This window comes from Hathewaya massiliensis (assembly GCF_902143515.1).
Taxonomy (GTDB): Bacteria; Bacillota; Clostridia; order Clostridiales; family Clostridiaceae; genus Hathewaya; species Hathewaya massiliensis.
The window spans coordinates 16,835-31,633 of sequence record NZ_CABFVD010000003.1; the positions used below are offsets into that span (position 1 = coordinate 16,835).

General features: G+C 28.9%; 12 protein-coding genes and 1 pseudogene. 6 read left to right on the forward strand and 7 right to left on the reverse strand.

The window, feature by feature from the left end:
* Positions 1 to 446: 446 nt before the first annotated feature.
* Positions 447 to 1,468 (reverse strand): annotated as a pseudogene (gene splB / locus FNZ64_RS07075) (spore photoproduct lyase).
* Between the two features lie 199 nt (positions 1,469 to 1,667).
* Between splB and FNZ64_RS14910 the strand changes: the two are divergent.
* The gene (locus FNZ64_RS14910) at positions 1,668 to 2,294 is read left to right on the forward strand and encodes a hypothetical protein (RefSeq protein ID WP_142414154.1); all 627 of its coding nucleotides are present in this window, start codon (positions 1,668 to 1,670) and stop codon (positions 2,292 to 2,294) included.
* Between the two features lie 85 nt (positions 2,295 to 2,379).
* Entirely contained in the window at positions 2,380 to 3,324 is a 945-nt protein-coding gene (locus FNZ64_RS07085) for a hypothetical protein (protein WP_142414155.1), read from the forward strand.
* 104 nt (positions 3,325 to 3,428) lie between these two features.
* Here FNZ64_RS07085 and FNZ64_RS07090 read toward each other — a convergent pair whose 3' ends face one another.
* Entirely contained in the window at positions 3,429 to 3,935 is a 507-nt protein-coding gene (locus tag FNZ64_RS07090) for a GNAT family N-acetyltransferase (protein WP_142414156.1), read from the reverse strand.
* A 321-nt stretch (positions 3,936 to 4,256) separates the two neighbouring features.
* Here FNZ64_RS07090 and greA point away from each other — a divergent pair, with 321 nt between their 5' ends.
* The 4 genes from greA (at position 4,257) to FNZ64_RS07110 (ending at position 7,524) form a co-directional block, all read left to right on the forward strand.
* Positions 4,257 to 4,721, forward strand: coding sequence for a transcription elongation factor GreA (gene greA, locus FNZ64_RS07095; protein WP_142414157.1), 465 nt, complete (start codon positions 4,257 to 4,259; stop codon positions 4,719 to 4,721).
* A gap of 499 nt (positions 4,722 to 5,220) precedes the next feature.
* Positions 5,221 to 6,033: a transporter substrate-binding domain-containing protein gene (locus FNZ64_RS07100; RefSeq protein WP_142414158.1), complete on the forward strand. Its 813-nt coding sequence runs from the start codon at positions 5,221 to 5,223 to the stop codon at positions 6,031 to 6,033.
* 71 nt (positions 6,034 to 6,104) lie between these two features.
* Positions 6,105 to 6,776: an amino acid ABC transporter permease gene (locus tag FNZ64_RS07105; protein ID WP_142414159.1), complete on the forward strand. Its 672-nt coding sequence runs from the start codon at positions 6,105 to 6,107 to the stop codon at positions 6,774 to 6,776.
* Between the two features lie 13 nt (positions 6,777 to 6,789).
* Positions 6,790 to 7,524: an amino acid ABC transporter ATP-binding protein gene (locus tag FNZ64_RS07110; protein WP_142414160.1), complete on the forward strand. Its 735-nt coding sequence runs from the start codon at positions 6,790 to 6,792 to the stop codon at positions 7,522 to 7,524.
* 312 nt (positions 7,525 to 7,836) lie between these two features.
* On the opposite strand, the gene FNZ64_RS07115 is transcribed toward FNZ64_RS07110, so the two are convergent.
* The 5 genes from FNZ64_RS07115 to FNZ64_RS07135 all read right to left on the reverse strand — a co-directional run bounded on the left by FNZ64_RS07115 (position 7,837) and on the right by FNZ64_RS07135 (position 14,774).
* A complete protein-coding gene (locus FNZ64_RS07115; RefSeq protein WP_142414161.1) occupies positions 7,837 to 8,970 on the reverse strand; it encodes an SH3 domain-containing protein in 1,134 nt (377 codons plus the stop codon).
* A gap of 119 nt (positions 8,971 to 9,089) precedes the next feature.
* Positions 9,090 to 9,725, reverse strand: coding sequence for a hypothetical protein (locus FNZ64_RS07120; protein ID WP_142414162.1), 636 nt, complete (start codon positions 9,723 to 9,725; stop codon positions 9,090 to 9,092).
* Between the two features lie 24 nt (positions 9,726 to 9,749).
* Positions 9,750 to 10,532 (reverse strand): class I SAM-dependent methyltransferase, encoded by a 783-nt coding sequence (locus FNZ64_RS07125; protein WP_142414163.1) that lies wholly within the window; start codon positions 10,530 to 10,532, stop codon positions 9,750 to 9,752.
* 310 nt (positions 10,533 to 10,842) lie between these two features.
* Positions 10,843 to 12,399, reverse strand: a complete 1,557-nt coding sequence (locus FNZ64_RS14915; RefSeq protein ID WP_243129224.1) for a glycosyl hydrolase family 18 protein — start codon at positions 12,397 to 12,399, stop codon at positions 10,843 to 10,845.
* A gap of 413 nt (positions 12,400 to 12,812) precedes the next feature.
* Complete coding sequence (locus FNZ64_RS07135; RefSeq protein WP_142414164.1) at positions 12,813 to 14,774, reverse strand: bifunctional metallophosphatase/5'-nucleotidase; 1,962 nt, start codon at positions 14,772 to 14,774, stop codon at positions 12,813 to 12,815.
* Positions 14,775 to 14,799 lie beyond the last annotated feature (25 nt).

A 14,799-nucleotide genomic window follows, 5' to 3' on the forward strand; every position in this document is an offset into this window, starting at 1 on the left:
AATAGATGTCAATAAATTAATATCTAAATCTAAAGTTTTTACCAAATGCTTATGTATGAGTATATGATAAACAGAGTTATAAGTTTTCACAGAGTGCCATGGGAGTATTAGACCAGGTAGTTATCATATAAAACTTTAATTTTAAAAATCCAGAAGCTAACTAATAACTTCTGGATTAATTGATTAATTAAATTTTTAATTATTATAATAAACATAACTGTGTAAATCCTTTTCTAAATTTTCTTTTGTTAATTTTGCATAACTACGGTCTGGTGTCTTATGTATTGCAGTTCTTATAACTCAGTTAAGCATTGGATCCTGTATTACATCATCTTTTTCAGGTTGTGCTGTAACTTCATTCTTGTTTAAAACATATGCCTTACATATGTTTGCTCCCCTCAATGAGAACAACATAAAAAAACATAATAATGGTACACTAAAACTCTTTATATAATATACTTTATCTCACAATTAGTAAAAATCTCTTTAATGTTCTCCTCAAAAAAATTTTTAATTTCACTTATGCTCTCCTTAGGATATACATATTTTCCATACCCAAATTGACCATACTTATATTTTCTTTCTTCTTCATTCATGGGTAATTTATTGTCTGGAAATACTTCCATTATTATATTTTTAGCTCTTGTGGTATATCTATGAGATATGATTTCAAAAGTAATTGGATAACTTAAATCTTTAGGCAATTCTTTATTTAAACACAATAATAAATTTCTGTATTCTTCTTTCCAATTATCATATATAAAAACTGGTGCTATTATATATCCAATTGGATATCCTGCTTTAGCAGCCTTAACACTTCCTTCTATCCTATTATTTATTGATGCAGTTCTTTTTTCATAATTACTTATTACTGTATCTGTGTTTATTGTAAATCTAATTTCTGTTTTCCCATTATGTTTTAGATCTAAAAGTCCATCAATACCACTATATTTAGTCACAAATCTAAACCTACCATACTCATTATTTGCAAAAAGTTTATAGTAGTTTTTAATATTTCTGTGTATGGTTCTATAGGTACTGGATCCGAGGTTGCGGCACCTTCAAATATGGTTATTTCAGGAATTCTATCTTTTATATATTCTTCTGCCTGATTTAATATATCTTCTATATTAGCATTAACTTTTACATAGGGTTTATCACCTAAGTTGGTATTCAAATAACAATATTCACAATTCCCTATGCAACCTGAAACTAAGGGTAACTGATAATGTGCTGATGGTTTACATGATTGAAACTTTAATCCCTTTTTTACCCCTACAACTAAAGTGTTTTTTCCCTCCCTATAAAACTCATATAAATTTTCTCCTGGAATATGTTGTTTTACCTTATTTGAGGTTAATCTTATAAGTTCGATATTTTCATCTTCTTTAAATTTATCATATATTTTTTTACCTATTTCATGATCTAAAGAACCCTTTTCAAATATTATTCTCTTAGGAATAAACATGGCATACTCACACTCCTTATACATATATTTTACCTTTTATCTCAAATATAATACTAACTTTAGTTAGGAATATTAAAACATCAAATATTGTAAATAATAACTGGATTCTGATAAAAATTATGATATACTTATATGAGTAAAATTAGGAAAATATATTCCCTTAATATGGAATAAAATTCAAAAACGAAAGGATAAGCTTATGAAAAAAATAATTACTTTATGCTTAAGTCTATGCCTATGTATGTTAACTGCTTGCAGTGCCCCTAAAGAAATAAAGAAACTTACAAAGGAAGACATTAAAAAATATTCTTCACAAATGAGTTCAGATCCTATATCTGGTGATGTTACCTTAAATGGAGTAAAATACTCTCTACCTATTAAAGCTCAAAATTTAGTAGATAATGGTTGGAGGTATAATGACTTTGCAGATAAAGGACAACCTTTAGAAAATGGCTATTATGTAGACTCAATTTATATGGATGATGGAAGCAAGAGTGAGGATAGTCGTATTACAGTAACACTTTATAATACAAGTGGCTCTACAGTAAAGTTTGATGATGCCATGCTAGGTGCTATTAAAGTATCTAAAAAAAATGATTCATATAAAAATACTGTAGTATTGCCAAAAGGAATTACTTTAGCATCAACTTATGAAGAGGTTATTACTGCCTATGGACCTCCAAAAGTTGATTATATGAAACAAATGGGTTGGATTACATATTATATTAGTGACATGGGGGAATATGGACAAGAACTTCGTATTGAATTTGATAAAAATACAAAGGTTATTACATCAATAAAATTAAAAAATATACCTAAAAAATAAAAAATATACACATATAAAAAGTTCATTACATATTAAATTGTACATATAATTTAACAAATTATATTTTTAGTGGAGGATATTATTAATGAAAGACAAACTACTTATAGGTCTGTCAGAATCAACGAGTTTAAGTTTTCTTAGCAAGAAAGATACTTTATTTGGAACATATAGAGGATATAATGTTACAATAAACTCAAATAACTATATATACTATATTGATTTTCCTTTAAAACTTTCTGCTGAATTTGAATTAAATAAGGTCAATTCTTTTCTTCATGAATTAACAACTGAATTTAAAAAGCTTAATTATGCAACATATAAAAATTCTAGCATACAACTACAATATGCTGCTAATTATAGAAAATATCGTAAACCAGAAATATTATTATCCATATTAGATAAAATAATAGATTTTGCTATTACAAATAATTTAGTTACTTGTTGTAGCTATTGTGGTGAAGAAGCAGAAGTAACACCATTTTTAATAGGTAATACTATTATGGGATGTTGTAAAAACTGTCAGTTAGAAATTAAAAATACAATTGCTCAGGAACAAAGCAATTTTCAAAAACAAAGCAATAATATAGTTGGTGGAATCGTTGGTGGATTCATAGGTGCATTACTTGGATCTGTTATTTGGATAATTATAGCTCAAATGAACTATATAGCTGCTATTGCAGGACTAGCTATTGCTGTGTGTTGTATTAAAGGATATCAAATGTTTGGTGGAAAACTTAATTTACTAGGTGTTATTATTACTTCCTTAATTACTATTATAATGGTTTATTTAGCTAATCACATTTCCTTAGCTATTGATATATACTCAGAATTAAAGATGGATTATCCAATATCCTTTTTTGATGCCTTAAAATTTGTTCCTAAGGCTTTGGAAGAACCTTCAATTCAGAGATCATTTATAAGTAACCTAGTTATTGGTTATCTTCTTACTTTTGTGGGATCATGCTCTAATATTATACATGCTTATAGACAAGCTAACTATAAAATAAAGGCTGAAGAAATAGAGATGTAATTGCTATACTTTAGTTTAATATAAAATTTAAAAAACTAATATTATTGTAATATAGTGGACACTTCTATTTTATAAAATAGAAGTGTCCCTTAATAATTTTCATTTTACGCAGCCATTCTAAAAAAACTTTCCTTTGTAATATGATATTCTACCTCTGTTTCTGAAACTCGACTTTCTTTAAACCCAATTCCCTTAAATAGATTTCGAGATCTTTTGTTACTCTTTTTAATTTTAGCAACAACTTTTTCTGTTCTCATATCAAAAAAAGCTTTTTTTAATGCTTCCAAAACTGCATTATGCCCTATGCCTTTTCCCCATAGTTCCTTCTCCCCTACTGTAATAACAATTTCAACCGTTTCATTCTTAGGAACTAATCTTACAAATCCTACTGTATCATATATGTTTTTGATTATAAAAAATCTACAATTATTATTAAATAAATGAGTTAAAATAGGCATATTTATCCTGTTTATAACACTAGTTAAATTTTCTATAACTCTATTATCTTCATTTAAATTATTTATTATGTCTTCATCACTAAGCCAATTAATTATCTTATATGCATCATGCCTATATACTTCTTGACTTAGTTTAATACTCCTTGTCTCCAACGATTACAGCTCCTTAATATTATTATAATGCTTGCAAGCTTATGAATTAATTTATTCATAATCACAAATATATTACCAATAATATTAAGGTATGTAAAAAAGCTTTTACTCTATTACTTAAGTTTAAATGTCCTTTACTATATTTACCTTATTTTTCTTTCACTTTATGCATTCACTTATATTTTACATTTTTAGTATTTACATTCCATTTAAAGTTACTAAAAGTAATTTTAAAACATTTTAACGACTATAATTCACTTATAAACTAAAAAATCATGGTATAATATTTGATGTAAATATTTAAATGGAGGTTTAGATCTTATGCATAATAAATTAACAGAGGAAAATTTAAAAAAGTTAAAAGAAGAATTGGAATATAGACTGACTGTAAAAAGAGCTGAAATCGCAAGAGAAAAACTAGAAGCTGCTGCACATGGAGATAGGTCTGAAAATGCAGAGTATAAAGAAGCCTGTGCAAATTATAGAGAAAATGACAATAGAATTCAATACTTAATGACTATGATCTCCACAGCAACTGTAATAGATGATAATATGGTTGATACATCAGCACTAGGAGTTAATAGCAAAGCTAGAATTAAATTTATAGATGATGAATATGAAGCTACCGTAACCTTAGTAACAACTATGGACCTAGACCCTGAAAATATGCGCATAAGTATAGAATCAGATTTAGGAAAAGCTTTATACGGTAAAAGAGTTGGAGATATGGTTGAAGTTGATGCTCCAGGGGAAAAATATACTGTAGAGATATTGGAAATATTATAAGGAATAAATATTACTATATATAAGGTCTTAACACAAAAGATAGTGAACTAAAAGATAATGTAATAGGATGAATATATTTGCTAGATATAAAGTCTTAACCACAGGAAGCTGTAGTTAAGACTTTTAATATTTAGCTTAAAAATCCCTCAACTCATAGTACTTACTATTTTCATCTTTTAATAATTCCTCATGATTCCACTTCTCTGTACTGATGGATATTTATAACATAAACTTTTATATAATTACATATATAAATCCATCAACTATTTTAAGCAGTATAAAAAATAAGAAGAAAAATAAATATTTCAAGAACTCGATTTCATTGATTAACTATATGAGTTGGAAATAGTTCTATAATTATCTATAAGGTTTTTATATTAGACAAATTTATACATAATATTTAAACTATAATTATGTCTGAATAGAAAAATATTTATAAACAAGTATATTCTTGTATATACTTGTTTATAATTTAAATTAAATTTTTAGGGGGAGAATAATGAAGAAGATAATTACTTTATTATTAAGTGTTATTTTAGTATTTTCTTTAGCTGCCTGTGACAAAGCAAAAGATACAAAAACAGCAGCAAATATAAAAGAAGATAACAAACAAAAGACTATTACTGTAGGTACTTCAGGGGAATATTATCCTTGGGCATTTAAGAAAGATGATAAACTTCAAGGTTATGAAATTGACGTATGGAGTGAAATAGCAAAAAGAAATAATTATAAAATTGAATACAAAACTTCAAAATTTAGTGGTTTAGTAGGAATGCTTGATGCAGGCAAAATAGACACAATAGCACATCAAATGTCAATTACTAAAGAAAGATTAGAAAAATATAATTTTACTGAACCTTATGCATACAGTTACTATGATTTTGCTGTAAAAAATGATAGCTCTATAAAATCCTTTGAAGATTTAAAAGGTAAAAAAGTAGCTTGTTGGTTAGGTGGAAATGGAGAAAAGACTTTAAGAGATGTTAATAAAGAAAAAAATTTAAATCTTCAAATAGTAACATATGACGGAGCACCTATTGAAAAAGAAATTGAAATGGGAAGAGTAGAAGCTGGATGGCAAGGAGAAGTTAAAACAAAATCAACAATCGAACAAGGAAATCTTCCACTTAGACTTATAGGAGCTAAATTAGCCTTTGAAACAAATGCTTACCCATTTACTAAGGATGAAAAAAATAAGGAATTAGTTGACTCTATAACTAAAACAATTAAGGAAATGCGCGAAGATGGAACATTAAGTAAACTATCAGAAAAATGGTTTAAACTAGATACAACTGCTAAACCTGAAAAATAAAAAAATACGGTACATTTGTACCGTATTTTTGTACCTAAGGAATTTGTAAATAAATTAGAAGTGGTGATTATATGAATACAGTATTTGATGTTCAGTATGCTATTAAGCTTATCCCAATAATGCTTAAATACGTTAAAGTTACTTTACTCTTATCGGGATTATCTATGATATTCGGTGTTATACTGGCGGTAATAATATCTTTAATTTTTAATAAAAAAATCAAGATCTTAACACCCATATTAAAAATATATGTGTCCTTTTTTAGAGGAACACCCTTAATAGCACAATTATTTTTAGTGTATTTTGGTTTTGTACAAGTTATGCCTTCCCTTAGAGGTATGACTTCATTTCAAGCAGCTTTTATTGTTTTAAGTTTAAATTCTTCAGCTTTCATGTCAGAATCCATAAGAGGAGCTATTTCTTCAATAGATAAAGGACAGATGGATGCAGCATTATCTATTGGCATGACTTACGGACAAGCAATGAGAAGAATAATACTTCCTCAGGCAATACGAGTTGCAATACCAGCTTTATCAAATAGCTTTATAAGTATAGTTAAAAGTTCATCTTTAGCTTTTACAATTGGAGTTACTGAGATGATGGCATCTGCCCAAATGGAAGCTACTTCAAGTTATAGATATCTTGAGGCTTTTACAGATATTGCAATAGTTTATTGGGTATTAATTTTAATAATGTCTTTTATTCAAAGAAAAATTGAACTTAAATTAAATGAATGGTATTAATAAGGTGATAGTTATGATAGATATACAAAATATACATAAGCGTTTTAATGAATTAGAAGTTTTAAAAGGGATTAATCTTGAAATTAAAAAAGGTGAAGTCATTGCAGTTATAGGGCCCTCTGGTACAGGTAAATCTACTTTACTTCGTTGTATAAATTACCTTGAAGAACCTGATAAGGGTAAAATAACTATAGATGATTTAGAAATAGATTTCGAAAATTGTACTAAAGAAGATATATTTAAACTTAGATTAAAAACTTCAATGGTATTTCAAAATTATAATCTTTTTAAAAATAAAACTACAATTGAAAACATAATGGAACCTCTTATAGTTGTACAAAAGTACAGTAAACAGGAAGCTTATAAAAAGTCATTGGAATTTTTAAAACAAGTAGGCTTAGAGGAAAAAAAAGATGTCTATCCAAGTAAACTTTCAGGAGGTCAACAGCAAAGAGTAGGTATAGCTAGAGCCATGGCAACAAATTCAGAAGTAATTTTATTTGATGAACCTACCTCAGCTTTAGATCCTCAGTTAGTAGGGGAAGTCCTAGATGTTATAAAAAAATTAGCAAAAGAACATATAACTATGATAGTGGTTACTCATGAAATGAAATTTGCAAGAGAAGTTGCGGATAAAGTTATTTTTATGGATGAAGGTAGAATTATTGAACAGGGGACTCCAGAATATATTTTTAAGGAATGTAAAAACTCAAAGGTTACTAAATTTCTTAAAAGCTTCAATATATAGATGATAAAAGCAAATGACGTACCTTTTCTTCTTGTCTAAACTCAATAATATTTTTACAGTATTCACCAAAACAGCTTCTCTTCATTATTTAAATATATAACATTTAAGTAATATTAAAACCAATCTTATATTATATTACTGAATCACACAAAACATAAGCTGGAACTACACCTTAGAATTAGGTTGTTCCAGCTTTAATATTATTGAAAACTAAATCCCATTCATACAATTACCACACTTATGATTAAAAGTTATTATTTAAAAACTTTTTCTATGTTATTTCAACAATATTCTTAAAATTATATATGCTAATTAGTATATATAACTAAGGTATGTCTTAGATGACCATCCCTCAACACCATTTAATCTTATCTTAACCCAGTTGCCATCTTGAGAATAGCCTATCACCTCAGCATATTGATTTTGAGAGATAGTTCCAATGATTTGTGATGTTGTTGAAGGTGCAGTTCTTATGTTAAGCTGATATACAGATTTAACTGCCACATATTTTCCGCTTTCAATTGGTGAAAGAAGGCTTTCATATATATATCCAACCTTGCCATTATAATTTACTTGATACCATCCAGATGAATAGCTTATTAAATATAAAACTGTTCCTTTTGGAATTGTTCCTATTAATGATGATGATGTTGATGGTCCAAGTCTAAAATTTGCATAGGATTGAACATTTGTAACCTTTGCAAAGTTACCTTGTGCACTAGCATTGTCCTCTGCAATGTTTACATATCTTCCTGGTATATATCCTTTATTAATCTCATTCATACTTAAAAAGTATCTTTTAGTTCCTTGAATTCCACCATATGTTGTATCTGGGGTTGATTCATAAGTAAATGCTCCATAAACCCCATTTAAAGTTCCCCATCTATCAAATATAACCACATGGTCATATGGCTTGTTTAAAATATCCATATGCTTTATATCCTTAATGTCTATCTTTGTAAAATACTTATTAAACATTGTGGATGTAGAAATCTTATAATCATGAATATTATAAGTAGCTTGTACAAATCCTGAGCAATCAATTCCAGCTGTTCCGGAAATATAACCATATCCTGCCTCTGTATTAACATTTCCAGTATAAGCACCCTTGTTTACAGCATCAAGAAAGCTTGTCCATGGAGCATTTATGGAGTTTGTATCGAGTCCATCAAGCCCTCCCCAGTTATACGGAATACCTTTCATTTCGTCTGATATAACACTTTTAAGCTGATCTGGTTGTGTTACAAGGTTTAAATTGTATGGACTTAAATTACTGTTTTTGTCCCTTGAGTAAGTCCACTTAAGATCAATCATATTAAGTGCCCTCTGCTCAGCCTGAGCTCTGGTGATTTGAGTAACTTCTGCTGCCCTAACCGCTTTTTGGTTAAATGGAGTTAATGGTAGAAGTAATAATAAAGAAAGAAATGCGGAAAAAAACTTTTTCATTCTCTCACCCCTTGTGAAAATTTTAATAGTAATCTACGTTATCATAGGTAACCTAATTATATTGCCAAGGAGGAGTCCTATCAATAATCAAAATGTACCAGCTAATCCAATTGAAATATTTATTTATCTTTTAATCTATAAACTTTTTTAAGCTCATCCTTTAATCTTCCCTTAGAAAAAGGTCCTGCTTTTTTAATAAATTCTTCTTCACTTATAAGTTTATCTCCTTTAGAAGATGTTTCTACATAAAAAATATTTCCGTCTATATATAATTCTAAATATAAAGTATCTTTAAATTCATTAAAAATCTTTTTTTCTTCTTCTATTAAAGACTCATAATCCTTAGCTAAGGAAGAATAATTCATTACTACCATGTTTCCAGTTGTAACCGGCTTATCCTCTTCTAAAAATAAAGCCGTTCGTGACTCTTCACTAGAAATAATACCCTTATCACATAATATCTGTGGAATATGCATACCAACCCCCATATTAACTGAATGGTTTGTTTTATTTATAATATGAAAATCATACTTAATCACAGATTCTTTTAATTCATTTTGATTTTTTTCAATCTTGTAATTACATTTTATATCAAAAAATTCTTTATTCTTCTCTTTTTTTATATATTCCGTATTACTAGGGTCTTTTATCTCTTGTATACTTAACTCTTTTTTGCTAAAGGTAGTTATAAAGAAAACACTTAGACCAATAACTATAAGTATGAAAATAGCTTGGACTATTCTTTTCACTTTCATGTTGATTCCCCTTATATATTAATTTTATAACTTCTCACATATATATAATCCATGTTGACTGTACCCGATAAGACTCTCATCCTCGCATGTCATAAAGTGAAAATCCATCCACCTATTAAATTCCTCTTCATTAAATTCCCTTAGATTATTCCTTAAGGTTCCCCCTATTCCATCTGATGCAATATTTTTTATTTTATTTACATTAAAGTTTTTCATAAAAGATTCTATTTCCTTATATGAAGAAAAATAAAAACAGTCTCTTTTATCCCCAAATTCCAGGCCATCTGATGTAATCTTCAAAAGCCCTTCATCATATACATTCTTCTTATCCCTGGTTATCATATTTACAAAGGTTGCAAATCTATTGATATAAGCAACTGCCAAAATTCCTCCTTTTTTTAAAACTCTTAAACACTCCTTAATACAAGTACTTCTATCCTCTTCACTAGAAAGATGATATAAAGGTCCAAGGCACAAAACAAAATCAAAACTTTCCTTCTCAAAACATTTTAGATTTAAAGCATTTCCAACTACAGCATCTATCTCTATGTTACTAAGCTCAGCCTTTCCCTTAATTGTATCGATATGCTTTGGAACCAAATCAAGTGCTGTTACCTTACATCCCTTTTCTGCAAAATAAAGTGAATATTTTCCCGTTCCAGCCCCAACTTCAAGAATCCTAGATTCACTATTTATATACTTATCAAGATAGTGCACAGTTGTAATGAACTCTATTCTATGTGCGTTATCCTTAATAAGCCTCGAATCCTCATCATAATCCTCATAATATTCAATTATATTATCCATAATAACCCCTCCCCAATTAAAAATACTAATTAAAATTATTATTCTCTTATAAGAACACCTCAATTTACTCTTTAATTAATTTGTTTATAATCACAAGTAGAAGTAAATTCTTACAATATATATATTTCCATAATTATATTCTTTTTTCCGGTTATTATCAATATTATTTAAAATACCTAATTTAAATATTTAAATTCTTATTTGCTATTACCATTTTCTTATTCAAAAGAAAAAAGCTGCTACCATCTAACTATTATGTCAGTTGGCAACAGCTAATTATTTTATCCTATGTCTATCCGCTCTACTCTCTTTATCTACTAAATTTTTCTTTAATACTTGTCCAATACGGGGCGTTTTCAAGTCCCAATCTCCATATACCTATTCCATTTAAATCATATTTATTTACTAAATCTAATTTATACTTAAGACTGTTTTCATTTTCAAACCATACAGTATGGCTTATACCTGAAGCATCTTTATAATTGAAATAAGGCGTTTGTGATAGCTTGTCCCATAATATAGTTGCTCCATATTTTGTAGCTAAATTATAAACTCCTTGTATTCCATAAGCTTTAGTTCCATTTGATGACCAATCATATCCATAAGCTGCTGTACCTAAAAGTATTTTTTCCTTTGGAATTACTGAAACAGCATATTTTATAACATTTTCTACCCAATTTATTGAAGCTACTGCCCCTGGTTCGCCTCCTGGGTAATGTTCATCATAGGTCATTAATATAATCTTATCTGCATAATTGCCAAGCTTAGCATAGTCATAAGCTGCACACCAGGTATTAGCTGGATTATCATTAATTTTAGCTGGAACAGATAAAGTAACTGTAAAGCCTTGAGGCTTAAGGGTGTTATATAGCTGTTTTATAAACTCAGTATATTGATTTCTGTTGTAAGAGTAAATTCCTTCCAAGTCTATATTTACCCCCTTATATCCATTGGTCTTCATTTGAACTAATATATTATTTATAAGATTTTTTACATTGGATGGACTTTCAAGTAAGGTCTTTGCTATATTTCCATCAAAATTATTAGCTACCATGGCTAAAGTTTCTATTCCATTTTTATTAGCATAAGTTAACTGATTAGTTGGCATCAATCCTGTTATGTTACCTTTTCCATCTGTTATATAATTATGAGTAGCTATTTGATCAATATTACTCCTATTATTAACCATTGAGTTGTATGAAGAACTATCTCCAGAATAATAGTAAGTTGCAAATCCCAGAACCTTTTTCTTACCTGTTACAACTTGATTATTGCTTGATACGGTTTGGATACTTGTTGAAGCTTGTTTATTGCTTGATGTATTTTGAGTGCTTGTTGTAGTTTGTTTATTGTTTGACACACTTTGGACACTTGTTGTTGCTTGCTTGTTACTTGATACACTTTTGGTATTTGTTGTAGTCTGCTTGTTGGTTGATGGCTTTTTAGTACTTGTTGCAACTTTTGTCTTGCTTGATACAGTTTTTGTACTTGTTGAAGTTTTAATTTTGGGAACTACTACTTTTAAACGATTAGATCCCGAAGAACGTCCATACTTATTATAAGCTACAATATAATACCAATAAGTTTTTCCTGCACTAACCTTAGTATCTTTATAAGTTCTTGAAGTTGTATTTGCCAATAAAGTGTATTTTGAGTTATTGTTCGATGCCCTATAAATTCTATATCCTGATGCTGTTACTGAATTCCAAGTTAAATTTACTACTTTAGAAGTTATAGATACGGTCCTAAGCTTAGTAGGTGTTCTCGGTAGTTTTGATGTACTTCTAGGTTTAGCTGCTGCTACACTTGTTATAATTACTATAAACATTAAAAATAACATTGGTAAAGTTTTTTTATACTTCTTCACAAGTTACTCCCCCTTCTTTTGTTTATACCTATTTATCGTTATACTACAATTTTCAATTCACATGTAAATGTTGTAAAAAGTAGTGAGGATACTTTTACAATTTTCCCTACTGTACATCAAGTCACTATAAATACTTATGCAGATTTTTCTATTATTGCCCTACTTACTTATAACTTTATTATAATTATTATTATTGCAATTATTATTATTGTCTGTTATAGTCTGTTATAGTCTATTCTGTTCTTGTATAGTCTTGTCTAGTCTAGTATATTAATGTTTACCTTTTTACCATGCTTTGGTAAGTCATTTGGTAAGTACTTTGGTATATGGTTTGGTAAGTACTTTGGTATATAGTTGGTAAGTACTTTGGTGAACACTTTGGTACACACTTTGATATAAATTCTATATTAAAATTAAAAATTTCTCATAGTCATAAGTTGTTTTTTCTTTTTTCGCTTAACTAACATAAGTATTATAAATGCAATCAATGCAATTATTACTATGATAATGCAATAACCTGCAATAGCAATGCCATTTGGATTTCTTAAAATAGCTAATATACTAGGGTTGTTATCAACAATTATTCTATTATGATTAGTATTATAATATTTAGACACCTCAGAAATCCCCTCTACTTTATCAAAGGATTTAAGGTATTCTGCAATAGCTAACCATTCTTTTACTTCACACTTATTTCCATTAACTGTATTAGTTATTATCTGTGCTTCATAATCAGTAATTGGTTTGCCATCTTTAGTTTTTGGGACAATTGACAATAAGCCAAAAGATTTCTCGCCTACTACTGAAAGCATCTGAGCTGAATATAGTCCTGCTACCACTCGGTAAAGCTTATCATCCTGAATTTTTTCTAAGGAACCATTAGAATTTTGAAACTTAGCCTCTGTAACCTTATTAAAAATAAGCCTGTTAGGATTAAACTTAAAGCTTACTCCTGACATATAAAGCTTTGCAGCGGACATTATAGGTGAAATAGATGCTTCTACCTCACAGGCTGTCTTTATTTCTTTACCGGTGAGATATGCTGATATCAAAGGATATCCTGAAAGTTTATCTGCTCCTATACCTAGGGAGCTCACATTATATGCATCTGATGTAGTTATATTTCCTTTTACAAATGATCCTCTTATGTTACCCTCTGGTACAATTGCCATGGCTATAGGTTCATAGTTAGGACCTTCTGCTTTTTTCGTAGCATATATATAGGCATCTGTAATAAAGTTTCCTAGGGTATCTTCACCATGATTTACTCCAATACTAGATCTTTCCTTAAAATTAAAGCTTAAATTAGCAAGAACCTCATCAAATTTTAACCCAAAATTACTTAAATATTTTTCTTGTACTGTATTTTTAAAATTATTTATTGTTTTTGAAATATTAGGCTCCTCTGGTAAACTGCTATTTATTGGCTTAAACTTATAATTATCAATTTCCCAACTACCCTTTGAAGTCTTAGAAATGTTAATTTTCCCTAAATTTTTTCCATACTCTCCACAAGAAGCTATGACTGTTTTTCCTACCTTAAGTGGTTCAGTGAGTTTAGTATGTGTATGTCCGCTTATTATAATATCTATATCCTTTACCTTTTTTGCTATTAATTCATCTTCAGATCTAGATTTATCTTTATCTGTGCCTGAATGTGACAAACAAATAATAAGGTCAACCTTTTCTTTTTCCTTTAATATATTAACAACCCTTTTTGCACTTTCAGCTGGGTCATTAAACTTTACTTCTGTCATAGGAGCACTGTCTTCTGCATCCTTTCCCATCAATCCAAATAAACCTATTTTCACTCCATTTTTCTCAATTACTGTATAATCTTTTACACCATAGTCATTCATAGCTTGTTTTAGATTATTTAAAGCTTCAGTGATATTTCCATTTTTGTCCTTAGGATATGTAATATTTGATGCTACAATCTGAGGTAATCTCTCCTTACTATTTCTTGCAGCATTTAAACTTTCAGCCAAACCTTTATCTCTAAAATCAAATTCATGGTTTCCAAAAGTTGTTACATCATATCCCATTTGCCCTAAGATTCTAAGTTCTGGTGCATCACTAGAATAAATTGATTGAAATAAAGTACCCATTGAGTAATCACCTGCATCAACTAAAAGTAAGTTAGGATCTTTCTCTCTTTCTTGATTAATAGCACTTTGTAGCCTTGCATAACCACCAACTTGTTTAGCTTGTCCATTTTCTAGTACATTAAAAGGCAGTAAATTCCCATGCATGTCATGAGTAAAAAGTATAGTTAAGGATTTTTTATTCTCCTGCGCATAAACCTTTGATATACTATGAAAAGGTAGCATGGCTACTATTATAACCAAGCAAAGTATCCTAAATAATTTTTTCATATGTTATTTCTCCTTTAAACTTGTA

Bases quoted from the DNA above. Each gene is read 5' to 3' on its own strand.
- FNZ64_RS07120 (WP_142414162.1), bottom strand. From the start codon at position 9,725: ATGAAAGTGAAAAGAATAGTCCAAGCTATTTTCATACTTATAGTTATT.
- FNZ64_RS07115 (WP_142414161.1), bottom strand. From the start codon at position 8,970: ATGAAAAAGTTTTTTTCCGCATTTCTTTCTTTATTATTACTTCTACCA.
- FNZ64_RS07135 (WP_142414164.1), bottom strand. From the start codon at position 14,774: ATGAAAAAATTATTTAGGATACTTTGCTTGGTTATAATAGTAGCCATG.
- FNZ64_RS07085 (WP_142414155.1), top strand. From the start codon at position 2,380: ATGAAAGACAAACTACTTATAGGTCTGTCAGAATCAACGAGTTTAAGT.
- FNZ64_RS14910 (WP_142414154.1), top strand. From the start codon at position 1,668: ATGAAAAAAATAATTACTTTATGCTTAAGTCTATGCCTATGTATGTTA.
- FNZ64_RS07105 (WP_142414159.1), top strand. From the start codon at position 6,105: ATGAATACAGTATTTGATGTTCAGTATGCTATTAAGCTTATCCCAATA.
- FNZ64_RS07125 (WP_142414163.1), bottom strand. From the start codon at position 10,532: ATGGATAATATAATTGAATATTATGAGGATTATGATGAGGATTCGAGG.
- greA (WP_142414157.1), top strand. From the start codon at position 4,257: ATGCATAATAAATTAACAGAGGAAAATTTAAAAAAGTTAAAAGAAGAA.
- FNZ64_RS07100 (WP_142414158.1), top strand. From the start codon at position 5,221: ATGAAGAAGATAATTACTTTATTATTAAGTGTTATTTTAGTATTTTCT.
- FNZ64_RS07110 (WP_142414160.1), top strand. From the start codon at position 6,790: ATGATAGATATACAAAATATACATAAGCGTTTTAATGAATTAGAAGTT.